Annotated in this window: 21 protein-coding genes; 12 read left to right on the top strand and 9 right to left on the bottom strand. The window is 64.2% G+C overall.

From position 1 onward, the window contains the following. The first annotated feature begins 170 nt into the window (after positions 1-170). Positions 171-971 carry an SDR family NAD(P)-dependent oxidoreductase gene (locus HUK72_RS21085; RefSeq protein ID WP_176598550.1) on the top strand — a complete coding sequence of 267 codons (801 nt, stop codon included), beginning with the start codon at positions 171-173 and terminating at the stop codon, positions 969-971. Positions 972-1023: 52 nt separating this feature from the next. On the opposite strand, the gene HUK72_RS21080 is transcribed toward HUK72_RS21085, so the two are convergent. Together HUK72_RS21080 and HUK72_RS21075 are read right to left on the bottom strand one after the other, a co-directional pair. Further along, positions 1024-2094: a phosphotransferase gene (locus HUK72_RS21080; protein ID WP_176598549.1), complete on the bottom strand. Its 1071-nt coding sequence runs from the start codon at positions 2092-2094 to the stop codon at positions 1024-1026. Beyond that, positions 2091-2852, bottom strand: a complete 762-nt coding sequence (locus HUK72_RS21075; protein ID WP_176598548.1) for an SDR family NAD(P)-dependent oxidoreductase — start codon at positions 2850-2852, stop codon at positions 2091-2093. The genes HUK72_RS21080 and HUK72_RS21075 overlap by 4 nt, the downstream gene beginning before the upstream one ends. Before the next feature lie 101 nt (positions 2853-2953). Between HUK72_RS21075 and HUK72_RS21070 the strand changes: the two genes are divergently transcribed. Genes HUK72_RS21070 through HUK72_RS21060 form a run of 3 tightly spaced genes read left to right on the top strand, consistent with a single transcriptional unit; the run spans position 2954 to position 5937 of the window. Beyond that, positions 2954-3571: a TetR/AcrR family transcriptional regulator gene (locus tag HUK72_RS21070; protein WP_176598547.1), complete on the top strand. Its 618-nt coding sequence runs from the start codon at positions 2954-2956 to the stop codon at positions 3569-3571. Positions 3572-3615: 44 nt separating this feature from the next. Continuing rightward, positions 3616-4740: an acyl-CoA dehydrogenase family protein gene (locus HUK72_RS21065; protein WP_176598546.1), complete on the top strand. Its 1125-nt coding sequence runs from the start codon at positions 3616-3618 to the stop codon at positions 4738-4740. Positions 4741-4752: 12 nt separating this feature from the next. Continuing rightward, positions 4753-5937 (top strand): acetyl-CoA C-acyltransferase, encoded by a 1185-nt coding sequence (locus HUK72_RS21060; RefSeq protein WP_176598545.1) that lies wholly within the window; start codon positions 4753-4755, stop codon positions 5935-5937. An 80-nt stretch (positions 5938-6017) separates the two neighbouring features. Here HUK72_RS21060 and HUK72_RS21055 read toward each other — a convergent pair whose 3' ends face one another. From HUK72_RS21055 to HUK72_RS21035, 5 genes are all read right to left on the bottom strand, one after another. After that, on the bottom strand, positions 6018-7151 hold the full coding sequence (locus tag HUK72_RS21055) for a zinc-binding dehydrogenase (RefSeq protein ID WP_176598544.1): 1134 nt from the start codon (positions 7149-7151) through the stop codon (positions 6018-6020). A 143-nt stretch (positions 7152-7294) separates the two neighbouring features. Further along, positions 7295-8932, bottom strand: coding sequence for an AMP-binding protein (locus HUK72_RS21050; protein ID WP_176598543.1), 1638 nt, complete (start codon positions 8930-8932; stop codon positions 7295-7297). A 27-nt stretch (positions 8933-8959) separates the two neighbouring features. Beyond that, positions 8960-10081, bottom strand: a complete 1122-nt coding sequence (locus HUK72_RS21045; protein ID WP_176598542.1) for an acyl-CoA dehydrogenase family protein — start codon at positions 10079-10081, stop codon at positions 8960-8962. Then, a complete protein-coding gene (locus HUK72_RS21040; RefSeq protein ID WP_176598908.1) occupies positions 10078-11247 on the bottom strand; it encodes an acyl-CoA dehydrogenase family protein in 1170 nt (389 codons plus the stop codon). Before HUK72_RS21040 ends, HUK72_RS21045 begins: the two co-directional genes overlap by 4 nt. Positions 11248-11303: 56 nt before the next feature. Next, positions 11304-12062, bottom strand: coding sequence for an enoyl-CoA hydratase/isomerase family protein (locus HUK72_RS21035; RefSeq protein WP_176598541.1), 759 nt, complete (start codon positions 12060-12062; stop codon positions 11304-11306). Between the two features lie 155 nt (positions 12063-12217). Between HUK72_RS21035 and HUK72_RS21030 the strand changes: the two genes are divergently transcribed. The 8 genes from HUK72_RS21030 to cofH all read left to right on the top strand — a co-directional run bounded on the left by HUK72_RS21030 (position 12218) and on the right by cofH (position 22683). Further along, positions 12218-13129, top strand: coding sequence for a LysR family transcriptional regulator (locus HUK72_RS21030; protein ID WP_176598540.1), 912 nt, complete (start codon positions 12218-12220; stop codon positions 13127-13129). A 166-nt stretch (positions 13130-13295) separates the two neighbouring features. After that, positions 13296-15647 (top strand): TonB-dependent receptor domain-containing protein, encoded by a 2352-nt coding sequence (locus HUK72_RS21025; RefSeq protein ID WP_176598539.1) that lies wholly within the window; start codon positions 13296-13298, stop codon positions 15645-15647. A gap of 27 nt (positions 15648-15674) precedes the next feature. Next, entirely contained in the window at positions 15675-16484 is an 810-nt protein-coding gene (locus HUK72_RS21020) for an SDR family NAD(P)-dependent oxidoreductase (protein WP_176598538.1), read from the top strand. 257 nt (positions 16485-16741) lie between these two features. Then, positions 16742-17500, top strand: coding sequence for an enoyl-CoA hydratase/isomerase family protein (locus HUK72_RS21015; RefSeq protein ID WP_176598537.1), 759 nt, complete (start codon positions 16742-16744; stop codon positions 17498-17500). 45 nt (positions 17501-17545) lie between these two features. Further along, positions 17546-18544: an amidohydrolase gene (locus HUK72_RS21010; protein ID WP_176598536.1), complete on the top strand. Its 999-nt coding sequence runs from the start codon at positions 17546-17548 to the stop codon at positions 18542-18544. An 83-nt stretch (positions 18545-18627) separates the two neighbouring features. Further along, entirely contained in the window at positions 18628-19596 is a 969-nt protein-coding gene (locus tag HUK72_RS21005) for an LLM class flavin-dependent oxidoreductase (RefSeq protein WP_176598535.1), read from the top strand. Positions 19597-19636: 40 nt separating this feature from the next. Continuing rightward, entirely contained in the window at positions 19637-20302 is a 666-nt protein-coding gene (gene npdG / locus HUK72_RS21000) for an NADPH-dependent F420 reductase (RefSeq protein WP_369806030.1), read from the top strand. After that, positions 20299-22683 (top strand): 5-amino-6-(D-ribitylamino)uracil--L-tyrosine 4-hydroxyphenyl transferase CofH, encoded by a 2385-nt coding sequence (cofH, locus tag HUK72_RS20995; protein WP_176598533.1) that lies wholly within the window; start codon positions 20299-20301, stop codon positions 22681-22683. The genes npdG and cofH overlap by 4 nt, the downstream gene beginning before the upstream one ends. Positions 22684-22729: 46 nt before the next feature. On the opposite strand, the gene HUK72_RS20990 is transcribed toward cofH, so the two are convergent. Together HUK72_RS20990 and HUK72_RS20985 are read right to left on the bottom strand one after the other, a co-directional pair. After that, entirely contained in the window at positions 22730-23920 is a 1191-nt protein-coding gene (locus HUK72_RS20990) for an acyl-CoA dehydrogenase family protein (protein WP_176598532.1), read from the bottom strand. A gap of 12 nt (positions 23921-23932) precedes the next feature. Continuing rightward, positions 23933-25165, bottom strand: coding sequence for an acyl-CoA dehydrogenase family protein (locus HUK72_RS20985; protein ID WP_176598907.1), 1233 nt, complete (start codon positions 25163-25165; stop codon positions 23933-23935). Between the last annotated feature and the right edge of the window lie 42 nt (positions 25166-25207).

The raw sequence follows: 25207 nt of genomic DNA, 5'->3' as shown, positions 1-25207 counted from the left end.
GCCCGCCCGTTTGTGGCGGGCTTCTTTTTTGACTTGCGGACGGGAGGCTGCGGGACGGCGCGGCCAGCCCCTATCATGACAACAGATCATCTATTCATGGGAACTCGTCATAACGGATCGCGCAGAAGCGCGTCTAAACTGCCGCCTCTTTTTGAAAATGGGGGTGGAAGATGGATCTGCAATTGTCGGGCACGCGGGCGATCGTCACCGGCGGAAGCCGGGGCATCGGCAAGGCGATCGCGCGGGCGCTGGCGGAGGAAGGAGTCCGCGTGGTCATCGCGTCGCGCAACCTCGACGCCGGGCGCGCCACGGCCGCCGAACTGGCCCGCGACACCGGAGGCGAGCTTCATGCCCTGGCCGCAGACACGCGGGACGACGCGCAGGTCGACGCATTGATCGCGGACGCCGTCGCCTTGCTGGGCGGGCTGGACATCGTCGTGAACAACGCCGCCCGCCCCGGCATGCCGCCCGCCATGCCGGGCGTGGCCGGGGTGGAATCGGGCTATCTGCTCGATGAGCTGGACACGAAGCTGGTCGGCTATTTGCGGGTGGCGCGGGCGGCAGCGCCCCATCTGGTCGCGAACGGCTGGGGCAGGATCATCAACATCAGCGGGCTGGCGGCGCGCGGCGCCTTCACCATTCCAGCGTCGGCCCGCAATGTCGCCGTGGCCGCGCTCACCAAAAATCTGGCGGACGAGCTGGGCCCGAAGGGGATCAACGTCACCGTGGTCCATCCCGGCGCCACCCGCACGGAAAAGACGGCCGAAACGGTCGCGCGCAAGGCCGCGGCGGAGGGCATTTCCGAATCCCAGGCGGAAAAGGCGCTGTTTGGCCATTCACTGGCCGGCCGGATCATCGAGGCGGAGGAGGTGGCGGTCGTCGTGGCCTTCCTCGCCTCGCCGCGCAGCGTCGCGATCAACGGCGACGCTATCGCGGCGGGCGGCGGCACCCCCGGCGCGATCCACTATTGAGCGGGCGGGATCGAGCGCCAGTCCCTCGCGAGGAAGCCGACCGGCGCGCCGCTTATCGGCAGGCCTCCATGCTCTCGACCGCCAGGGCGATGAGGCGCGGCAGGCTTTCCACCCGCTCCTTCGCATGGGCGGACGCCGCCGTGCCCCGGATCACCCGCCCCTTGATGCCGTGGAAGATCGCCGCCAGCCGGAAGAAGTTGAACGCGATGCAAAAGGCATAGTCCGCGTCCGAAATCAGCGGGCGACCGGCATTGCGACAATAGGCGGCGCGATATTCCTCCTCGGAGGCTATGCCCAGCGCGGGCAGGTCGGCCCCGCCCAGCCCCGCCACGATGTCCGGCGGCATGCGGAACATCATCGCATGATAGGCGAAATCGGCCAGCGGGTGCCCCAGAGTGGACAATTCCCAGTCCAGCACGGCCAGAATGCGGGGCTCTGTCGGGTGGAAGATCATATTGTCGCAGCGGAAATCGCCATGGACGACCCGCGTCTCGTCCCCGGCCGGAATGGCGGTGGGCAGCCATTCGATCAGGCGGTCCATGCCGGGATCGCGGCCCGCCGCCTCATCCTCCAGATATTGTTTGGACCAACGGACGATCTGCCGCTCGAAATAATTGCCGGGCCGGCCATAGTCGCCCAGGCCGACCGCTTTGGGATCGAGGCGGTGAAGCGCCGCGATCGTGCCGTTCATCGCGTCGAAATAGGCGGGCCGCTCCTCGCGTCCGACATCGGGAAAGGTTGCGTCCCAGAAAATGCGCCCTTCCACCATCTCCATCACATAGAACCAACTGCCGATGACCTCCTCGTCCGTGCACAGGCCATGGACATGGGCGACGGGAAAGCCGGTCTTGCCCAGCGCCGACAGCACCCGCGCCTCCCGCTCGACGGCATGGGCGCCCTTCAGCACCTGCCCCGGCGGCTTGCGGCGCAGTACATAGGACCGGGCGGGCGTCACCAGCTTGTAGGTCGGGTTGGACTGGCCGCCCTTGAACTGCTCGACCGTCAGCGGCCCTGCGAAGTCCGCCACATGGTCGCTCATCCAGGCCGCCAGCCGCGCCTCGTCGAAGCGATGGGCTTCCCGGACGGCGGTCGTTCCCGCATTGGCGGAGGACGCGGCGCTCATCGCGGCGCCATGCGGATCGCGCCGTCCAGGCGGATGACCTCGCCATTCAGCATCGGATTGGCGATGATGCTTTCGACCAGTTGCGCATATTCGTCCGGCTTTCCGAGGCGACTGGGATGGGGCACCTGCGCGCCCAGCGCATCCTGCACATTCTGGGGAAAGGCCTCCAGCATCGGCGTCAGGAAAATGCCGGGCGCGATGGTCATCACGCGGATCTTGTGCTGGGCCAAATCGCGCGCGATCGGCAGGGTCATGCCGACGACACCGCCCTTCGACGCGCTATAGGCCGCCTGGCCGATCTGCCCGTCATAGGCGGCGACCGACGCCGTGTTGACGATCACGCCGCGCTCGCCGTCCACCTCCTCCGCGCCGGCCGCGCGGGCGGCGAAACGGGCGATCAGGTTGAACGTCCCGATCAGATTGACTTCGATCGTCCGGCGGAACGTGTCGAGCGGATGCGGCGCATTGTCCTTGCCCACCGTCTTCACTGCCGGCGCGATGCCCGCGCAGTTGACGAGGATGCGGGCGATGCCGTGACGCGCCTCGGCGGCCTCCACCGCTTCCTGCACGGCCGCCTCGTTCGCGACGTCGACCTGGATGAACTGCCCGCCGATCGCCTCGGCCTTGGCCATGCCCAGTTCGGGGTTGAGGTCGAACAGGGTCACCCTGGCGCCCGCCTTCGCCAGACGCGCCGCCGTGGCCCCGCCAAGACCCGAAGCGCCCCCCGTGACGATGGCCGCGACTCCGCCAATATCCATGCGACTCTCCAAAAAACCCATGAGTGCGTTATGTACTTTCAAGTGCATTGCGTATTTATGCGTTTCCTGTCAATGCTGCGGGCTGAGAAAAGAGGAGATCGATGGACGCCCATTCCCCCTTCAGAAGCGCGGCCCAAAAGGAGGCGGAGCGCACCGCGAAACGCGAAGCGGTGCTGCGCGCGGCCGTGCGGATGTTCAACGACCGGGGGTTCCACGCGACGTCGCTCGACGATGTCGCCGCCAGCCTGGGCATATCCAAACGCACCATCTATCATTATCTGGCCAACAAGGATCAGGTGCTGCTGGAATGCGTCACGATCGGCCTGCAGCAATTGCTCGCGGCTGCGGAGCGGGCGCGGGAGGAAGAAGGCGACGGCCGCCAACGCCTGATCCGCTTCCTGCGCCGCTATGCGGAGGTCAATATGGACGATTTCGGCCGCTGCGTGGTCCGCACCGGGGAAGAGGCGCTCTCCCCCGCCAGCCGCCCGCGTTACCGCCAGTTGAAGCGGGAGATCGACAATGCGCTGCGCACCCTGATCGAAGAGGCGATGGCGGACGGTTCGATCGCGCCGGTCGACGTGAAGATGGCCGCCTTCGCCCTGGCCGGCGCGCTCAACTGGCCGGCCCGCTGGCATGATCCCGGCGGTGCCGTCGCTGCCGAAGATATTGCGGAAAAACTGGTCGACATTCTGACCAAGGGTCTCGACCCGCGCCACTGAGTCCGGCCGTGACGGTCCGGCCTGGAATTTATGGGTGAATATCTATGCTGACGGAAACCCAGCTTGCGATCCGCGACACGGTCCGCGCCTTCGCGCAGGAGGAGGTCCGCCCCCATTCCGCCCGGTTCGAGGCGGAAGGCGGCTATCCCCGCGCCTTGTTCGAGCAGATGGCCGCCCTCGGCCTTTGGGGCATGACCGCGCCGGAGGCCTTTGGCGGCGCGGAGGCGGATTCGGTATCCTATGCCCTGTCGCTCATGGAATTGGCGGCCGCCGACGGCGCGCTTTCCACCATCGTGTCGATCCAGAACTCGATCCTCGTCTCCGGTCTGCTCAAGGATGGCAGCGCGGAGCAGAAAAGCCGCTTCCTGCCTGATCTGATCGGCGGACGCACCATCGGCGCCTTCGCCCTGACCGAAGCGGACGCGGGGTCGGACGCCTCGGCCATCCGCACGCGCGCGGTGAAGGTCGACGGCGGCTGGCGCATCAGCGGCGCCAAGCAGTTCATCACGTCCGGCCGGATCGCCGGACTGGTCATGATCGTCGCCGTGACCGATCCGGAGGCGGGGAAAAAGGGCCTGTCCGCCTTCATCGCGCCGACCGACCGGCCCGGCTATATCGTCGACAAGGTCGAGCATAAGATGGGTCAGGGCGCCTCCGACACCTGCGCCCTGCGGTTCGAGGATATGTTCGTGGAGGACGATCTGCTGATCGGCCGGCCGGGTCAGGGTTACGCGCTTGCGCTCGCCAATCTGGAGACGGGGCGGATCGGCATCGCCGCCCAATGCGTCGGCATGGCGCAGGCGGCGCTGGAGATCGCGGTCGGCTATGCCAAGGAGCGCAAGAGCTTCGGCAAGCCGATCATCGAGCATCAGGCGGTGGGTTTCCGCCTGGCCGACCTGGCGACCCGGCTGGAGGCGGCACGGCAATTGGTGCTCAACGCCGCGCGCGTGAAGGATGCGGGCGCACCCTGCCTGACCGAAGCGTCCATGGCGAAGCTGTTCGCGGCGGAGGCGGCGGAGGCCATAGTTTCCGGCGCCATGCAGACGCTGGGCGGCTATGGCTATCTGGAGGAATTCGGCGTCGCCAAAATCTACCGCGACGTGCGCGTCTGCCAGATTTACGAAGGCACGTCGGACATACAGCGCATGGTCATCGCAAGGGCGCTTTGAAGGAGAATGTGGATGCAGGACGATCCGATCATCATAGCCGGCTATGCACGCACCCCGATGGGCGGGTTCCAGGGCGCGCTGTCGCCGCTGAAAGCCACCGAGCTGGGCGCCGCCGCGATCAAGGCCGCGGTCGAGCGCGCCGGCGTTGCCGCGGATGCCGTCGACCGCATCTATATGGGCTGCGTGCTGCCCGCCGGTCTGGGGCAGGCGCCCGCCCGGCAGGCGGCGCTGGGCGCGGGCCTTGGGCTCAACACCGAAGCGACCACGGTCAACAAGATGTGCGGGTCCGGCATGCAGGCGGCGATCATGGCGCATGAGGCATTGGCGTCCGGCGCGGCGGACGTGGTGCTGGCGGGCGGCATGGAAAGCATGACCAACGCGCCCTATGCCCTGCCCAAGCATCGTTCGGGCGCCCGGATCGGCCATGACCGCATCGTCGACACGATGATGATGGACGGGCTGGAGGACGCCTATGAACCCGGCAAGGCGATGGGCGTCTTCGCGGAGGAAGCCGTGCGGGATTATCAGTTCACCCGCGCCGAGCAGGATGATTATGCCATCCGGTCGCTCGCGCGCGCCAATGCGGCCATCGCCGGCGGCGCCTTCGTGCGGGAGATCGCGGCGGTATCCGTGCCGGGGCGCGGCGGCGAGACGCTGGTCGACACTGACGAGCAGCCCGGCAAGGCGAAGCCGGACAAGATCCCGTCGCTGAAACCCGCCTTCGTGAAGGACGGCACGATCACGGCCGCGAACGCCTCCTCCATCTCGGACGGGGCGGCGGCGCTGGTGATGACGCGCCAAAGCGTCGCTGCGCGGCAGGGGCTGAAGATGGTGGCCAGGGTCGTGGCGTGCGCCGCCCATGCGCATGAGCCGTCCAAATTCACCACCGCCCCCGTGCCCGCCATGCGCAAGGTGTTGAGCAAGGCCGGTTGGTCGGTCGACGATGTCGACCTGTTCGAAGTCAACGAAGCCTTCGCCGTCGTCGCGATGATCGCCGCCAGGGAATTGGGCATTCCCGACGACAAGCTGAACGTCAATGGCGGCGCCACCGCGCTGGGCCACCCCATCGGCGCCAGCGGCGCGCGCATCCTGGCGACGTTGATCGCGGCGCTCCAGAATCGCGGCCTCAAGCGCGGCGTCGCCAGCCTCTGCATCGGCGGCGGAGAGGCGACAGCGATGGCGATCGAACTGCTCTGATCCGGCGGGACGGCTGACGGATTTCCGTCAGCCGTCCCGCCGCCCAGCATGATTTCAGGAATGGAAGAAGCCGGGGGCCATTATCGCGACATGTCGATAAGGCATTTCCCGCCTGTCGTCATCCGGCTCACATAGGCTATCATGGCCGGATCGCACAATTCCTCCAGGTCGATGGTCTTGCCGTACCGGGTAGCGAAAGTCGTTTTGATTTCTGTCGCTATTCGCGCTTTCAGGCGCTCCGCGACATCTTTCCCGGCCTCTTCGATGAAATTATAAACCAGCCAGCCGCCCACTCCCCAGGACAGTCCATAATTGCCCAGCAAGTGCAGCGGATCGGCATCCAGCTTGCCATAGACATAAATCTTCTTCTTGCCGGTGGAGCCATATTGCCGGTTGCCCTTCCCCTCCATCTCCACCCGTTCCATCACGGCGAGAATCCGGCTGGCAAGCGTGCCGCCGCCAGTCGCATCGAAGCCCAGGCGAGCGCCCGTCACCCGCACGGCGTCCTGCAAATCCTCATCGAAACTGGCCGAGCTGCTGTCGCAAACATGTTCGGCGCCCGCCGACCGCAGCAATTCGACCTGCTGGGGACTGCGGACGATATTGACCAATCCGATGCCGTCTTTCCGGCACAGGCGGCCCAGCATCTGTCCCAGGCTCGACGCGGCCGCCGTATGGACCAGGGCCGTGAACCCCTCCCGCCGCATAGTTTCGATCATGCTCAACACGGTCATGGGATTGATGAAGGCGGACGCGCCTTCGGCAGCCGACACATCGTCCGGCAGCAGCATGGCGTCTGCCGTCCGAACCTTGCAATAACGGGCATAGCTGCCCGCGCCCCAAAGCGCGACGGTGCGCCCGATCAGCGCCTGCGCCGCCTTGCCCAGCCCTGCGGCGACGACACGGCCGGCGCCTTCGCTGCCCACCGCCATCGGCTTGTCCCAGCGCGAGGACAGCGCATTCGCGGCCCAATCCGCGGCGCGCAGGACAGTTTTGGTCGCGCCGTCCCGCTCCACCCGCTGCGCAGTGGCCGGGTCGGCCAGGGCGCATAGCAGGAACAGGTCGGTCGGGTTGACCGGCGCCGCCTGCATCCTGACGATGATCTCATCCTCGGCGGGCGGCGGCATATCCTCCTGATCGATGCTGAGTTCGACATCGCCATTGGGCCGCAATGTCGAATGGAGCACGAGGTTCGTCCGGAAGTCTTCCATCATGTTTCTCCGGCTATTCGCGGCGACCTGTCAGGGCTGAATGTCGATTGGCCCTAGTTGGCGGAATCGAAGTTCGTTTCATTACTGTCATCCCGGGCTTGACCCGGGGTGACGAAATTAATGCGGCGAACTTCGGATTCAGGGGATTAGTCCTTGAGCCGCGCCTTCAGCAGATGCTTCAATATCTTGCCGGCGGCATTGCGGGGCAGATCTTCAGCGATCAGGAGCTTCTCCGGAAATTTCTGCTTCGCCACCTTATGGCTTTCCAGGAAAGCCGTCATCTCTTCGAAATCCAGCGCGCCGCCTTCATTCAGCACGACGAAGGCGCAAGGCGTCTCGCCCAGCCTGGCATGCGGCATGGCGACCACCGCCGCCTCCCGCACGGCGGAGTGGCAATGTAGGACGTCCTCTATCTCCTTAGGAGCGATATTCTCGCCGCCACGGATGATGATGTCCTTCATGCGGCCAGTGACCGTGATGTAGCTGCCATGCGACAGGAAGCCGAGATCACCGCTATGGAAATATCCCTCCTCGTCGAACGCCTCCGCCGTCGCGTCGGGATTGGTATAGCCCAGCATCACCTCCGGCCCCCGCGTGACGATCTCGCCTTCCTGCCCCGGCGGCATCGGTCTGCCCGTCGCGGGATCGATGATGCGCACCTCATGATTCAAGACCGCGCCGTCGGTGATGGCGGCCAGTTCCACCGGATCGCCCGGCACGACGCCCACGCTGACCGTCGGCGCCTCCGTCGCCCCATAGGCGCGAGTGGTCTCGCAATGGGGCAGGACCAGGCGGGCGCGTTCGACGATGTCGGGCGCGACGGGCGCGCCGCCGCAGCCGAAGAAGCGCAGCGACGGGAGCGTCACGCCCCGCTGCTCCAGCTCCGCGACCAGCTCCGCCAGGAAGGGCGTCGCAGCGGCGGTGAAGCTTGCCTGATGGTCCGCGATGAGGTCGACCGCTTCGGCCGCCTTCCACCGCTCCATGAACACCGTCTTCATCCCGCAGGTCAAGAGAAGCTCCATACCATAGAGATAGCCCGCGATATGCGTGACCGGCGAGGGCATGAAAACGACATCCGCCGCCGTCAGGGATCGCAGGCGCGCCATCGCGTCGATCTCCGCGCCCAGGCTGTTGTGGCTGTGCAGCACGCCCTTCGGCTGGCCCGTCGTGCCCGAGGTGTAAAGGACGAGCTTGACCGCGTTCGGATCGACCGCAGGCAGCGCGGCCGCGTCCGGCGTACCTTCCCCTTCCCCGAACGCCATCCAGTCGTCGAACGATGCATAGCCGTCCCGGCTTGCCCGCACGAGGACCACATGCTCCAGCTTCGGCAATTTGGGACGCAGACGCTCGATCAGTTCGACATAATGGGCGCTGCGCAGGCTTTCCGGAATGAACAGCAGGCGCGCCTGCGTGTCTTCGAGGATGAAGCCCACTTCGGCGTCCCGATAGATGGGGACGATCGGATTGACCACCAGGCCGGTCATCGCCGCGGCGATGTTGATGATCATCGCCTCATGCCAGTTCGGCAGTTGGAAGCTGACGACATCGCCGGGCCGGAGGCCATGGCCGAGAAACGCCCGCGCCAGCAAGAGCGAGCGCCGGAAAAGCTCGGCGTAGGAGAGGCTGACATCGCCGTCGATCACCGCCACGGCGTCCGGCGTGTGCGTTGCCCAATCCCGCGCGCGATCCGCGATCGTGAGATTGGGCCACGCGCCGGAGGAGACATGGCGCGCTATCATCTCATCCGTCAGCCTGGTGTTCCAGCCGCTTATATCCATCGTCATTTCTGTCTCACATCCACCGGACCATCATCAGGCACCGAAATCATCGCTCAAACCGCAGCCGAAAAGCTCCAGATGATCGCGATACTGGCCGAAAAGCTGCTCATTGACCATGACGCGCGCCAGGCATTGGCCGGCGACATGCTCGTCCGCCATGCCGATGCCGCCATGAAGCTGGATCATGCCATGAACCACCTTGCGCGCATGGGCGTCCACAATCGCCTTGGCCGCATGAACATGGTGACGGAAGGCCGGATCGCCAGCCGCCCCGGCAAGGACGGCCCCCGCGACCACTGCACGCGATTCCTCCGTCAGCATGTGCATGTCCACGGCGCGGTGCTGAAGCACTTGATTGTCGCCTATCGGCCGGCCGAACTGAACGCGGGTCTTGAGATAGGCGACCGTGACCTTCACGGCCCGGTCCATGACGCCCAGCGAGTCCGCCGCCGTAGCGAGCGCCCCGATCGCCAGGGCATTGGCGAGGGTAGCCTCCGCGTCCGAAACATCTTCGCCCAGCGGCTGAGAGGCGCATCCGCCAAGGGTGACGGATGCCGCTCCGCGCCCGTCGATGAGCGAATAGGGAGCGATGGTCACGCCTTCAGCATTCGGATCGACGATATGGACGCTGGACTTCCCCGACGCACCAGTCGCCCGCACCAATAATCTGTCCGCAATATCCGCGCCCGGGAAAAGCGGAAGCGCGCCCGTCAGCTTTCCATCGCCGTCCACAACCACCGCGCGGGCATCGGCCGCAAGCCATGCCGCGGGGTCCAGCGCCACCGCCAGACGCAGCGAGCCATCCACTATTTGCGGGCATAACTCCGCCTTCTGCGCGGATGAACCCAGTTCGCTGACGAGATAACCGCCGCAAAATCCGGTATCCGTCAGCGGTTCGTTGAGAAACATCGCGCCCGCCGCTTCGGCCAGCACGGCGATGGAGGAAAGCCGCAATCCCAGACCGCCGAACTCCTCCGGCGTTGCGAGGCCCAGCCAGCCCATGTCAGCGATGGCGGTCCATGCGCTTGGTGAAAAGCGGCGCTGCTCGGCCTTTAGCCGGTGCCTCTCCTCGAAATTATAATCATTGGCGGCGAATTTGCGCGCGACGTCATCGAGCGCGGCGTCAATTTCATCTTCGATCAATCGGGCGGTCATAGTCCAAGCTCAGCCTTGCTTATGATGTTGCGCTGGATTTCGTTGGAGCCACCGTAGATGGTCTTCGCCCGCCCATGCAGATATTCGGTCGTCAGGCCCGCCGCATTGGCCGGACCGACCGGCGAGCGGCCATGGGGGCCGATGGCGTTCGCGGGATCATAGGCCGTGGCCGCGCCCCCCAAGAGTTCGACCGTCAGCTCCGCTATCGCCTGCTGGAGTTCCGTCGCCAGAATCTTGATCATCGACCCTTCGGTCGGGGTCGGATGACCGCGCAGCGCCGCCTCCATGCAGAATGTGCGCAATCCGTGCAGACGCAATTCCAGTTCATGAAGGCGCTTCCGCATCGCGCTGGCATCGACCGGCCGCCAGACTTGTCCGTCCTGGAGCATGGCCTTGATCCGGAGCAACTGACGCTTGGATATGCCGGTATCGGCAACCACCAGCCGCTCCTCGCCCAGCAGGAACTTGCCGTAGGACCAGCCCTGCCCCTCTTCACCGACCAGATTTTCCGCCGGCACCTCTACATTGTCGAGGAACACTTCGTTGACGTGATGATGGCCATCGATCGTCAGGATCGGGCGAACGGTGATGCCCGGCGTCTTCATGTCGATCAACAGGAAGGAAATTCCCTCCTGCTTGCGCGTCCCGTCGCCAGTGCGGACCAAGGCGAACATCCAGTCCGCCCAATGCGCGTTGGACGTCCATATCTTCTGCCCGTTGACGATATATTTGTCGCCGGTCCGCACGGCCTTCGTCTTCAGCGCCGCCAGGTCCGAACCCGCGCCCGGTTCCGAATAGCCCTGCGTCCACCACTCCTCTCCCGCCAGGATAGGCGGCAGGAAACGGCGCTTCTGGGCCTCATTGCCGAAATGGATGATGACGGGGGCGACATAATTGATCGCCGTCGGAATAAGCCAGGGCGCGCCGCGAAGCTGCGACTCTTCCTCGAAGATGAAGCGCTCCAGCGGCGTCCAGTCGCATCCGCCATATTCGGAAGGCCAGTGACCGGCGACCCAGCCGCGCTTGGCAAGCGCCGCGAGATGGCTCACAAAGTCTTCCTTTTCCAGCAATTGTCCGTCAGCCACCTTCCGTTTCAGAGCGACCGGAAGTTCGTTCTCGCAAAAGTCCCGGACCTCCCCCCGAAAAGTCCTCGCGCGTTCCAGCATGACCTGTCTGTCTATTCGCTCGCCCATAACCGCAGCCTCTTCAAGATTATTTCCGTTCACCGTCCGGTGAAGACGGGTTTACGTTTTTCGACGAAGGCGCGCATGGCTTCCTCGGCGTCTTGGGTGTTTCGGATGTCGAGGGTCATTTCCTGTTCGTACCGGTATCCGTCGCGCAGGCTCATATATTCGATGGTGTTGAGGGTGCGCTTGAAGAGCTGGACGGCGAGCGGGCTCTTGGAAGCGATCTCGCGGGCCAGGTCCATGGCGGCGGGGAGAAGCGCATCGGGTTCGACGCAGGCCTCCACGATGCCGAGACGGTAGAGTTCGGACGCCGGGACGCGATAGCCGGTGAGCGCCATGCGCCGCAGCAGTGAATGGCTGAACAGGCGCTGGGCATGCCGCCCGCCGCCCATCAGGCCGACGTCGATCTCGGGCAGGCCGAGCGAAGCCGTCCGCGAGGCGATCAACAGGTCGCAGGACGCCGCGATGGTGAGGCCTGAGCCTAACGCGGGACCGTTGAGCGCGCCGATGACCGGCTTCCTGCACTCGACAATGGCATGGAAGCTCTCGCGGGCGCTGCGCAAATCGTCGCGGGTGACGGGCGCGGTGCGATGGAGGTCGGTGCCGGCGGAAAAGACCCGGCCCGCGCCGGTCAGCACGACGACGCGCACGGCATCGTCGAGCGAAAGCTGGTCGAAACAGGCCTTGACCTCTTCCTGGAAGGTGAAGTTCTGCGCGTTGACGGGTGGCTTGTCGAAGGTCACCAGAGCGATATGCTCATCAATCTCCACGCGCATCGCGGTCAGGTCGTACATCGCGGCAAGCTCTCCCAGGGCCTTGTGTCCGTGCCGGAGGTGCTGCTTGCAGTATGCTGCAAACCGATCCTCCGGCGCTCTTCACAGCAACCCTAAAAGCCGCCCACTCATAACACTAGTGACATGCACCGTATTTCAGCTATGCTTCCTATGATATGACTGAGAATAATCGCGACCTCGCCGGGCTGGAACTCTTCGTTCGTATCGCGGAAAGCGGAAGCCTTTCCAGAACCGCCCAGATGCTCCAGACGACGCAACCCGCCATCAGCCGCCGCATCGCGGCGGTCGAGAGCGCATGGGGCGGGCAGTTGTTCCACAGGACGGGGCGGGGCGTGGTACTGACGGAGATGGGCGAACGCGCCCTGCCCAAAGCCCGCGAACTGCTGGAACAGGCCGATCTGCTGGCGGCGCAGATTTCAAGAACGAAGGCCCTGCCCAGCGGGGTGGTCCGGATCGCGACGCTGCCGTCCATCGCCGCCTTGATCGTGCCGCCGCTGCTGGACAATATCCGGGAGCGGCAATCCGATGTGCGGGTGGAAATCGTCGAGGGGGATTCGGGACAGATTGAGGAATGGCATGGCGAGGGCCGGTTCGACATTGCCATCTTCTACCGCTACGGCCGCCCCCAACAGCTTGAAACGCCCTTGGCCACGGCCGAATCCTGCTTGATAGGCCGAGCCGACGATCCGCTGCTGGACGCCGAGACGATCGCCTTCAGGCAGTTGCACGGTCTGCCGCTCGCCTTGCCTCCCCGTCCCAGCGCGACCCGCAACGTTCTCGACCTCGTGTCGAGCAGGCAGGAAGTGGACCTCAACGTCGTGATCGAGCCGACATCTTCGTCTCTTCAAACATTGGTGGCGGAGCAGAAGGGGCATTATACGATCCTGCCGCGTTTTGCCGTCGAACAAGCCGTGACGGAAGGGCGGCTGAAGGCGGTCCGCATCGTCGATCCGCCCATGGTCCGGATCATCGTCGCCAGCCAGGTGCTGCACCGCCCGCTGGGCGCGGCGGCGCGGGAAATCTTCGCCTTCATCCAGGCCGTTCTTCGCAAGGCCATTCCAAAATAGCGCGCTCCATTTCGGCCGATTTTCGCCTGAACATCCGTCCCTCCGCCGTCGATATGCCTGATGACGCATATCTGAAATATGTTCCCTGCCAGTTACGGCATGACGGCATTTCCCTTACTCTCCGGCACCGTACGATATGCGAAAACAAGTACGGGGAGAGGTTAAGGTGAAATCATTGCTTCATGCGCGTCCGCTCATCTGCGCTCTTGGGCTCTATGCCCTGGGCGCTTTGACCACGACCGCATCCGCGCAGCAGAATGAGGGCAGCCCGGCGGCTCTGGACGACATCATCGTCACGGCGCGCAAATCGGCGGAGCGTCTTCAGGATGTTCCTGTCGCGGTCACCGCCGTTACGGAGGCTCAGCTCGTCGCGCAGCAGCCCAGAACTTTGCAGGACCTCACGGGCGTTGCGCCGAACGTCAACATCGGGCCGTCAGGTGGTGGCGCCAGTGCCGCCGCCATATTCATCCGCGGCCTTGGCTATTCCGACATAGAGAAAGGCCAGGCGCCCTCTGTCGGTTTGCTGATCGACGATGTCGTCATCGGTCCCAATACCGGACAATTGATCGACGCCTTCGACATCGTCCAGGTAGAAATCAACCGCGGCCCCCAGGGCATTTTCCAGGGACGGAACACCATTGGCGGTTCCGTCAGCGTGCGCCGGTCGCGTCCCACCAAGGATTGGGGTCTGCGCGCATCCATAGGGACGGGCAGTTTCGGCCAGGTCATAGGCCGCGTCATCGCGAACGCCCCGCTGGGGGACAATGCGGGCATCAAGATCGCGGGATCGCATCGCCGCAATCACGGCTATCTGGAAAATGTCTATACCGGCGACAAGCATGTCGGCGGCGACCGGATGACGACCGGGACGATCGCCCTGGCCTGGGACGTTACCCCGGAACTCAACATACAGGCGACGGCCGACTATGTGCGTCAGAAGGGCGACGGCACGCCCAACCAGTTCGGCAATCTGCTGGGCGCGAAATTGCTGGCGGGCGGCCCTCTGTCGTTCAACGAATTCGGCGTGCCCTATGTGCCGGGCGTGACCCAGCCCTTGAAGCGCTACCAGGTGGCGACTGATTTTCCGACGTCGTTCACCATGACGCAGCAGCGGTACAGTCTGGAACTGGGCTGGGAAACGCCCATTGGCGATCTGGCTTCCATCACCGCTTATTTGGATCAGGACGACCGGCTGATCCATGACGGCGATTCCAGTTGCGGCAGCGACGTTCAGGGTCTGGGCTGCAACATTCTGCCCAATCCGTTCCTGCCCGTGCTGCATTTCAACCGGCCGCAAAATTACTGGCAGTTCACGCAGGAAACGCGCCTGAGCAAGGATTTCGGCCCGGCCAAGGCCATGATCGGCCTATATTATCTGAAGAGCAACAATGATGCCGTCCAGCTCACCGCCAATCAGATTCCCGGCGTGGCCGTCGATCAGTATCAGACGGGCCAGTTTTCAGGCGAGAAGAATGAGAGCATTTCGGGCTTCGCGAATATAGACGCCAATGTCACCGAACAATTGCAGTTCTCCATGGGTGCGCGATACCTATATGAGAAGAAGAAATTCCATAACCGTTTCGCGCAAATCTATGACGCTTCAGGACCAGTCAACAATGCCCTCGTCGCATTCCAGGACGAGAGGTCATGGAATGCGCTGCTCACCCGCTTTTCCGCCACTTACAAGCTGACGCGGGACAATGTCGTCTATGCCAGCCGTTCGGAGGGCTTCCGCTCGGGCGGTTTCTCGCCACGCGGGTCTCTGTCGGAGCAGGACCCGTCGCAGAACAATTATTCGCCCGGCGCCAATTATTCGACCTTCGAGCCCGAAACCAACGTGAGTTACGAGATCGGCTATAAGGGCGTTCTTTTCGACCGTCAGCTAACGCTCAATGTCGCGGCTTTCACCGCCGTCTTGAAAGACCATCAGATCGTGTCGTTCGTCGTGGCGCCCGGCTATGGTCCGGGCAGCAATACCTATATCATCAACGTGCCCAAGATCAGGAACAGGGGCGTCGAAATCGAAACGAGCCTGCGGCCAAAGGCGATCGACGGCCTCACCGTGCAAGCCCAGTTCTCCTACCTCGATGCCAAGGTTACCGGCGGTATCCTGCCCGGCGCTCTGTCGGGCATCGGGCCGGGCGGCCAGGCGGGAACGCCGGGTTCCACCTTCGACATTACCGGAGATCCCGTCGAGCGCGCGCCGAAATATTCCTACGGCATCCGGGCCGATTACAAGGCGCCTGTCGGCCCCGGCGAATTGGGATTGAACATCGGCTATAAATGGCAAAGCCGCTATGTCGTGGGGACGGGCACGCTTCTGGGCGAATATGATTATCAGCCCTCCTACGGACTTCTGGACGGATCGATTTCCTATAATTGGAGCAACTACAGGCTCGTGGTGTCGGGCAAGAACCTGACCGACAAGGGCTATCGCAACTACAGTCTTCCCTCGGTATTTTATCAGGGATGGGCCGAACCCAGGTCCTTCTTCGTCGAATTGCAGGCCGATTTCTAATCGGCCTGCGTGAATTGGAGATTTGATATGTCTTATCTCAGCCCTCCAAGGCTCGAAAAGACTTATGACCGGCTCAAGGGCAAGACGGTTTTGGTGACGGGCGCCACCAGCGGCATCGGGGAAGCCGCAGTGCGCCTGTTCGCCGCCGAAGGAGCGAACGTCGTCGCGGCGGCGCGGCGCGAGGACAAGCTGGCCGCGCTTGTCCAGGACCTGCGCTCGCGGCAGTTGGAGGTCAGTGCGGTTTCCTGCGACGTGACCGATGCGGCTTCGGTCGAAGCGGCGGTGGGCCGGGTCAAGGCACTTTACGGCCGGCTCGACATGGCCTTCAACAATGCGGGCGCCAATGCGGGCAATGGGCCGTTGCACGAAGTCGATCCGGCGGACTTCGATCAGGTCATATCGGTCAATCTGCGCGGCGTGTTCCTGTGCATGAAATATGAGATCGCCGCGATGCTGGAGCATGGGCAAGGCGGGGCGATCGTCAACACCTCCTCCATTGGCGGGCTGGTCGGCATGGCGAACATGTCCGCCTATGGCGCCAGCAAATGGGGGCTGGACGGCATGACCAAATGCGCCGCGCTGGACTATGCCCGGCGGAACATCCGCATCAATGCCATCGCGCCGGGTTCGACACGGTCCGAGATGTTCGACGCGTGGATGCCGACGGAAGAGGCCCGGCAAGCCATTGCGGATGCATCCCCGATGAACCACATCGCCCACCCTGAGGATCCGGCGCGGGTAGCTCTGTTTCTTCTGACGGAAGAGGCCCGATGGACGACCGGGGCCATCCTCCCGTGCGAAGGCGGCATGAGCGCCCGGGCGCATACGCTGGCGTAAATTGTTTCCGGACGGCGTTCGTCCAAAATTTCGTCGCTTTTCAAAGGAGGCTGTCGACCGGCGGGTCGACGGCCTTTTTTGCGATGACCGCCACCAGTCATATCATGGGATGCATAGCTGAAATACGGTGCATGTCACTAGTGTTATGAGTGGGCGGCTTTTAGGGTTGCGGGGAAGAAAGCCGGAGCATCGGCTTGCGGCATGCTGCAAGCGGTTGCCTCCGGCACGGACACAAGGCCCTGGGAGAGCTTGCCGCGATGTATGACCTGACCGCGATGCGCGTGGAGATTGATGAGCATATCGCTCTGGTGACCTTCGACAAGCCGCCCGTCAACGCGCAGAACTTCACCTTCCAGGAAGAGGTCAAGGCCTGTTTCGACCAGCTTTCGGTCGACGATGCCGTGCGCGCCGTCGTGCTGACCGGCGCGGGCCGGGTCTTTTCCGCAGGCACCGACCTCCATCGCACCGCGCCCGTCACCCGCGACGATCTGCGCAGCGCCCGCGAGAGTTTCCACGCCATCGTCGAGTGCAGGAAGCCGGTCATCGGCGCCCTCAACGGTCCCGCCCTGGGTTCCGGCCTCACCGTCGCGGCGTCCTGCGACCTGTTGATCGCCTCGCAGACGGCCTCGCTCGGCCTGCCCGAGATCGACGTCGGCCTGATGGGCGGCGGGCGGCATGCCCAGCGCCTGTTCAGCCATTCGCTGCTGCGGCGCATGGCGCTCACCGGCTATCGCGTCCCGGCGCCCGAGCTCTACCGCCTCGGCATCGTGGAGGCCTGCGTCGAACCCGACGCGCTCATCCCCACCGCCATGGACCTGGCCCGCGAGATCGCTTCCAAAAGCCCGCTCGCCGTCCAGCTCTTCAAGCGTACCCTCAACACCATCGAATATATGAGCCTGCGCGACGGATACCGGTACGAACAGGAAATGACCCTCGACATCAGAAACACCCAGGACGCCGAGGAAGCCATGCGCGCCTTCGTCGAAAAACGTAAACCCGTCTTCACCGGACGGTGAACATATAGGATAATTCATAATGTGGCCGCGGGAGAGATATTGGCGATGAGCAGCCCACCAATCCGGGAAGAGGCTCTGGAACCTCACATTCCCATTATCGACACGCATCACCATATCTGGTTCGAAAGCGGTTTTCCGGATGTTCCCTATCCGCCTTATCTGCTTGAAGAGCTGATGCGGGACACGACGGCGGGCCACAATATCGTCGGCACCGTTTTCGCGGAATGTTCCGCCGCCTATCGACCCCATGGCCCCAAACATATGGCGCCGGTCGGAGAGACCGAATGGGTGGCCGGATTGCGGCCGGAAGGCCGGGGCGAGTTGGCCGGCATCATCGCACATGCCGATCTGCGGCTCGGATCGGGCATAGGAGAGGTGCTGGATGCCCATCAGGCGGCGGGCGGCGAAACGTTCAAGGGCATTCGCTGCCGCGCCGCCTGGGACGAGCATTTCAGCTTCCCGCCCGGCGTATATGAAATCATCCCCGGCATATTGCGCACGGACGCGGCGGCCGACGCGCTGGTCGAAGTCGCCCGACGCGACCTGATATTCGAAGCCTGGGTCTATCATCATCAGCTTGACGATTTCCGGCGCCTTGCATCCCGGCAACCCAATTGCCGCTTCGTGCTGGAGCATCTGGGCTGCCCATTGGCCGTCGGTCCCTATGCGGACAGGCGCAGCGAAGTGCTGGAGGAATGGCGGGCCGGACTCAGGCGTCTGGCGGAACTGGACAATGTCTATTTCAAGATCGGCGGATTGGGCCTCTTCCCCGCCGTTCATCCCGATGTCTGGGCGGAGCCGCGCTCATCCGAATGGCTGGCCGGCCATTGGGGCCCCGAAGTGCTTTTCGCCATAGAGACGTTCACGCCCGATCGCTGCGTGGTGGAGAGCAACTTTCCCGTGGATTCGCCGCTTTTCACCTATGTCGCCTTCTGGAACATGGTGAAGCGCATGACCGCCTCCCTCACCGAACCCGAGCGGGCCAGGCTGTTCCACGATACGGCCTTGTCGCTCTATCGGTTGGACCTGCCAAAGCCGGACTGAGTGCCTGTTCCCCAAACAAGGAGGTTTGCGGCTCTCGCTCGCAATCCATCGACACCCACCATCGAAACTGAAAGGTCAAGCCGATGTCCCTGACGATTTCCTGCGGCTTCAACAGTTCCCTGAAGAGCCATGAACATGCCGCCATCGCGGATCAACTCGGTTATAAGCGCGCCTTCTTCTATGACACGCCCGCCATCGCCGCCGATGTCTGGGTGCAACTCTGCCGCGCCGCGGAGCGGACTTCGAACATCATATTGGGTCCGGGCGTGATGGTGCCTTCGCTGCGCCACCCGATGGTGACGGCGACCGCCATCGCGACATTGGCGTCCATTGCGGGCCAGGAGCGGGTGATCGTGGCGGTCGGCGCCGGTTTCACGGGCCGCATCACCATGGGCCAACGGCCGCTTACCTGGGCCTATGTCAGCGAATATCTGGAGGTGCTGCAAGGCCTTCTCCGCGGTGAGGAAACGCTGTGGGAAGGCGCGATCATGAAGATGATGCATTATGACGAATGGGCGCCGCCGCGGCCGATCGACATTCCGTTCCTCATCGCGGTCCAGGGACCGAAGGGTGTCGCGGCCGCGAAGAAATATGGGAAGGGCGTCATCACCGTCACTAATTCCGAGCCCGAATTCGAATGGAACGCCACGATCATGAGCGGAACTGTGCTCGACGAGGGCGAGCCGTTGAGTTCCGATCATGCGTTGCGGGCCGGGGGGCCGATGGCGGCGGTCGCCATGCACATGCTGCTGGAATTCGAAGACCCGGAAACCCTGCCCAATGGCAAGGCCTGGAAGGCGGCCTATGAGGCCATCCCCGCCGAACGCCGCCATATGGCGGTCCACGATGGGCATGCCGCACTGGTGAACGAGATCGACCGTCCATTCCTGACGCCGGAAGTATTGGGCCTGTACGGCAACACGATGGATCGCGCCGCGTGGAAGGACAAGCTGGCCGAATATGAAGCGCGTGGCGTTACGGAGCTGATCTTCCAGCCGGTCGACGACGTTCCGCGCGAGCTGGACGCCTTCATGAACATGGCCAAGTCCTGAAGGACGGGCGCTATCCTGCACTCGAAATATGGGAACGGACTTGACGAAAATCGCAATCCTGGGCGGCACGGGCGCCCTTGGCGCCGCATTGGCGGGGCGGCTGGCGAAGGCCGGGCATGCCATATGCATCGGTTCCCGCGATCCCGCCAAGGCGGATGCCGTGGCACGGCGGATGTCCGAGGATGCGCCGGGCCACCGCGTCGCGGGCGCGAGCCTTGCCGGGGCGGCAAGCCAGGCTGAGATCATCTTCGTCACGGTCCCTTATGCCGCGCATCGGGAAACCCTGACGCAAATCCGCGACGCCGCGCAGGGGAAGATCGTCGTCGACGCGACAGTGCCCCTGCGACCGCCGAGGGTCGGCACCGTGCAATTGCCGGAAGCGGGTTGCGCCGCATTGGAAGCGGCCGGAATATTGGGTCCGGATGTCAGGCTGGTTTCAGCGCTGCAGAATATCGGCGCGGAAAAGCTGGCCTCAGGTGAGGAGATCGACGCCGATGTCCTCGTCGCGGGCGACGATGCCGGGGCGGTGGAAGCCGTCCAAGCCCTCCTGTCCGAACTAGGCATGCGGAGCTGGCATGTGGGTCCGCTGGCCAATTCGGCGGCGGCCGAAGCGCTGACTTCGGTTCTTATCCAGCTCAACCGCCGCTACAAGCTGGTGCAGGCCGGCATCCGCATCACGGGCAAGATGAAGGACGCCGACCGATGAAAAGGGACGACGGGACAGGTCTGCCGGTGCCGCCATTCCCCGCTCCGCCACCTGTCGTTGCGGAGGATGATCGCGGACTGCGCCAATATCTGCTGAACGCGCCGCTTGCGGAGTTGACGCAACGAAGCCGGGCCGTTCGCGACAGCGCCGGCGCAGCAAGGCTGACCTATTCCCGCAAGGTCTTCATTCCCCTGACCCAGCTCTGCCGCGACGTCTGCCATTATTGCACCTTCGCAAAGGCGCCGCGACGGCTTGCGGGCGCCTATCTCTCTCCGGACGAGGTGATGGCCATCGCGCGCGCCGGCGCCGAAGCCGGGTGCAAGGAAGCGCTCTTCACGCTGGGCGACAAACCCGAAACGCGCTATGCCGCTGCGCGGCAGGCGCTGACGTCGCTCGGCTTCGAAACCACCATCGACTATCTCGAACATATTGCGGACCGCGTGCTCGAAGAGACCGGCCTCATCCCCCATATCAACGCCGGGGTTCTGGCGCCGCAAGACTATGCGCGCTTGCGACGCGTGTCCGGCTCCATGGGCCTGATGCTGGAAAGCGGGGCCGAACGGCTCTGTCAGCGCGGCGGCCCGCATTTCGGCTCTCCCGACAAGCGCCCGGCGGCGCGGCTCGCGTCGATCGCCGCGGCGGGAGAGGCCGCCATTCCCTTCACCACCGGCCTGTTGATCGGCATTGGCGAAACCCGCGAGGAACGGATCGAGGATCTCTTCGCCCTGCGCGACCTCCATCGGCGTCATGGGCATATTCAGGAGGTCATCGTCCAGAATTTCCGGGCAAAGCCTGGAACAATGATGGCGCAGGCGCCGGAACCCTCGGAAGAAGAACTGCTGTGGACCATCGCGGCGGCGCGGTTGATCATGGGCGCGCAGGTCGGAATACAATCGCCGCCCAATCTCAATCCGGAGCGAACGGGCGCGCTGATCGACGCGGGCATCGACGACTGGGGCGGCATCTCTCCGGTCACGATCGATCATGTCAATCCGGAAGCGCCCTGGCCCGCCATCGCTGCGCTGGAGACGGAGTGCGCGGCATCCGGCCGTCCGCTGGTCGAACGGCTGACGGCCTATCCCGCCTTCCTGCACAATCTTGAGCGCTGGGCGGAACCGGATGTTGCGCGGGCGATGCGGCGTCATGCGGATGCCGAAGGACTGGCGCGGGACGGCGTCTGGAGTCCCGGCCTCGCCTTCGCCGCCCCCGGATCGCCGGACCGTCCGCTCGGCATATCGGCGCCCGCTTTCATCGCGGCGCCCCGGATCGATGCGATCCTCTCACGCGCAGCCGCCCGCCACACCCTCACGGAAGCCGAAACGGCGGCCTTGTTCGCGGCACGCGGCAGCGCGGCGGAGACGGTGGTCGCGGCTGCCGACGAATTCCGGCGCTGCGTGATTGGCGATCCTGTGACCTATGTCGTGAACCGCAACATCAACTATACCAATATCTGCACATTTAGCTGCAGTTTCTGCGCCTTTTCCAAGACATCGGCCAAGAGCGGCGCACGCGACAAACCCTATGATCTGGAACTGGAGGACATTGCCAGTCGCGTAAAGGAAGCCTGGGAACGCGGCGCCACGGAGGTTTGCCTGCAAGGCGGCATCCATCCGCGCTACACTGGGGAGACCTATCTTGCCATCCTTCGCGCCGTGAAGACCGCGCAGCCGGATATTCATGTCCACGCCTTCTCCCCGCTGGAGGTCAGCCAGGGCGCAGCGACTTCGGGCATGACGGTGACCGATTTCCTGCGTCAGTTGAAAGACGAAGGGCTCGGTTCCCTGCCCGGAACCGCCGCCGAAATCCTGGACGACGATGTTCGCGCCATACTTTGCCCCGACAAGCTCGACAGCGCCCAATGGCTGGAGGTGGCGGCGGCGGCGCATCGGGTCGGACTGCCCACGACCGCCACGATCATGTTCGGCAGCGTCGAACAGCCGGTCCATTGGGCACGGCATTTGCTGGCCATTCGCCGGCAGCAATTGGAAAGCGGGGGATTCACCGAATTCGTTCCTCTCCCCTTCGTCCACATGCTTTCGCCGGTCTATACCAAGGGGCTGGCGCGCAAGGGGCCGACCTGGCGCGAGACCGTCCTGATGCATGCGGTGTCGCGCATCGCGCTGCATGGCGCGATCGACTCGATCCAGGCATCTTGGGTCAAGTTGGGCATCGATGGAGCCGCCGCCTGCCTGAATGCCGGGGTGAACGATCTGGGCGGCGTGCTGATGAACGAGTCCATCAGCCGGGCTGCCGGAGCGGCGCATGGCCAGCAATTGACGGTTGCCGATCTGGAACGGGCCGCCGCCGCCGCTGGACGGCCGCTGCGCCAGCGCACGACACTCTATGAAGATGTGCCGAGGAAGATTTCCGCCTGCGCGTGAAGCCGCGAAAGGCGCGCCGGATCGACCGGCACCCGATGGTTGCGTGCTATGCCCCTTGCCTGGCGGTCCACCAAAGGGGCAGCAGTTCATACCAACGAAGCTCGGCAGTCTTCAGCGTATGTTCCAGCGCATCGGCCCGGACGCCGTCATGGCTGTCGCTGCTGCCCAACAGGCTGTCCGCGACGACAGCGCGCTTGAAATAATGGCCGATGGGGCAGGCCTCCGTCATGCCGATCCCGCCATGCATCTGTATCGCTTGTCCGCACACGCTTTTGGCGGCGCGCCCGACGAGCGATTTGGTCTGCGACACGGCGCGCTGAATGGCCTCCCTGTCGCCGTCGTCCAGCGCGGCCACCAGCGCGAAAAGCATGGAACGGCTGAGTTCCATCTCTGCGGCCATATCGGCCAACCGGTGCTGAAGCGCCTGGAACCTGCCGATGGGCGCGCCGAATTGCACGCGACCGTGAAGATAGTCGGCGGTGATTTCGATGGCCCGCTCCATCATGCCGACCAGTTCCGCGCATAATGCCGCCGTGCCATGGGCAAGGCCGTGGCGCAGCGCGGCGAGCGCCTTTTCAGGCTCGCCCAGCAAGGCTTCGCCAGGCGCGAAGACGCCGTCGAACGCAAGCTGCGCCGCCTGCCGCCCGTCATGCAGTTCCAGGGCGGTGATCGTCAGACCGGGCGAAGCGGCATCAATCATCAGAAGCACCGGCTGTTCGCCCGCCACCGCCGACACGACGAAACGGTCGGCGCCGACGCCGCCCAGCACCAGCGTCTTGCGTCCATGCAGGATAAAGCCGTCGGGCGCGCGTTCCGCCCGCAGCAGGATCGGCTCCGGCATACCCCGCGACTGGGCTTCGCTATAGGCGAGCGCGACCCTGCATCGTCCGCTCGCCAATTCCGGAATGAAACGCTCAAGCTGTTGCGGCGTCCCGGCCGCAACGATGGTCTGCGCCGCCATCACGGCGCAGCCGAGATAAGGCTCCAGCACCAGCGCCCGGCCGAATTCATGGGCGATCAGCGTCGTTTCGAACGAAGACCCGCCACCGCCACCATAGGCCCGCGGCAGCGCCGTGGCCAGCCAGCCCCTGACGGCGAACAACCGCCAATGGTCCCGCTCATGCGCCGCCTTGTCGTCCGGCAGCATCTCGCGATCGTCAAAGCCGTAATGGCACTCGGTGAAGTCGCGCGCATCGTCGCGCAGCCTCTTTTGCTCCATGTCCAGGTCGAAGTTCATGGGATTTCCCCATCACAGATTGAAGAGGGTCTTCGCAATGATGACGCGCTGTATCTCGCTGCTCCCGCCATAAATGGTCGCGCCGCGCCGGAAGAACATTTCCGAGGCGATATTCTTTGCGAAATAGGGCAAGGGCGCGAAGGGGTCCTCGCCAGCATTGTCGAAAGCGCCGCGAACCGCTCCGTAATCGCCCAGCGCTTCCACCAGAAATTCGGTAAGACGCTGTTGCAGATCGGTGCTGCGCAGCTTCAGCATCGACCCCAAAGCGCGGGCCGCCCGGCCATGATCCTGCGCCTGCTCCAGCGCCGCCACGCGCGCGACCATCATCGCGACGGCTTCCAACTCCGCCTCCAGCCGCGCCAGACGAACCGCGAAGGCATGCTGTTCGATCAGCAGCCTGCCGCCGACCTTCTCGCTGCCGCCAAGCTCCTTGAGCTGCCATATATAGGCGCGCAGCGCGGGCAGATCGGCGGTTGCCGCATGCTCGCCGTCCAGAAGCACCCTGGCGATGGCCCAGCCTGCATTTTCTTCCCCGATCCGATTGCCGGCGGGCACGCGCACATTGTCCAGGATCACTTCATTGAGATGATGGAAGCCGGCCAGGCTGGGAACCGGACGAACGGTGATGCCAGGTGAACGCAGATCGGCCAGAAGCAGGCTGATGCCATCATGCCTGTGCCCATCCCCATGTGTGCGCACGAGCAGGAAAATCCAATCCGCCTGATGGGCATGGCTGACCAAGGCCTTATGGCCGTTGACGATATAGACATTGCCGTCGCGTTCGGCCCTGGTGCGGATGGATGCCAGATCCGATCCTGCTTCCGGCTCCGAAAAGCCCTGGCACCAGATGCGGTCGCCGTTCAATATGGGCGCGATATGCTCGGCCCTCTGTTCGGCGCTGCCGAATTGGTTGATCACCGGCCCCAATAATTTCTGGCCAACAATGTCCTGGGTCGGCGTCCCCGCCGCGACGCATTCTTCTTCGAAGATCAGGCATTGCTGGGTGGTCCAGCCCGCGCCGCCATGGTCTCGCGCCCAGCTTGGCGCGCCCCAACCCCGCTCCGCCAATATGCGTTGCCAGCGCACAATGTCTTCGCGCAGCGACATCATCATCCGCGGCCTATAGGCCAGATCGGCGGGCAACCGTTCGCGAAGGAAACTTCTAACCTCTTCCCGGAACGCCGAAAGATCCGCATCGGCCGTGCTGTCGAGGGATGCGGCTTCCGGCGCGGGTCGCGAAGCCATCTCAAGCACGGCCAGCTCCGATATGTCGGATTGCCGAAACTG

Origin of the sequence: Sphingobium sp. 15-1 (genome assembly GCF_013375535.1) — a bacterium.
GTDB classification, from domain to species: domain Bacteria; phylum Pseudomonadota; class Alphaproteobacteria; order Sphingomonadales; family Sphingomonadaceae; genus Sphingobium; species Sphingobium aromaticivastans.
The sequence above is the reverse complement of the archived record's forward strand: the minus strand, read 5'-3'. Positions and strand labels throughout refer to the sequence as shown.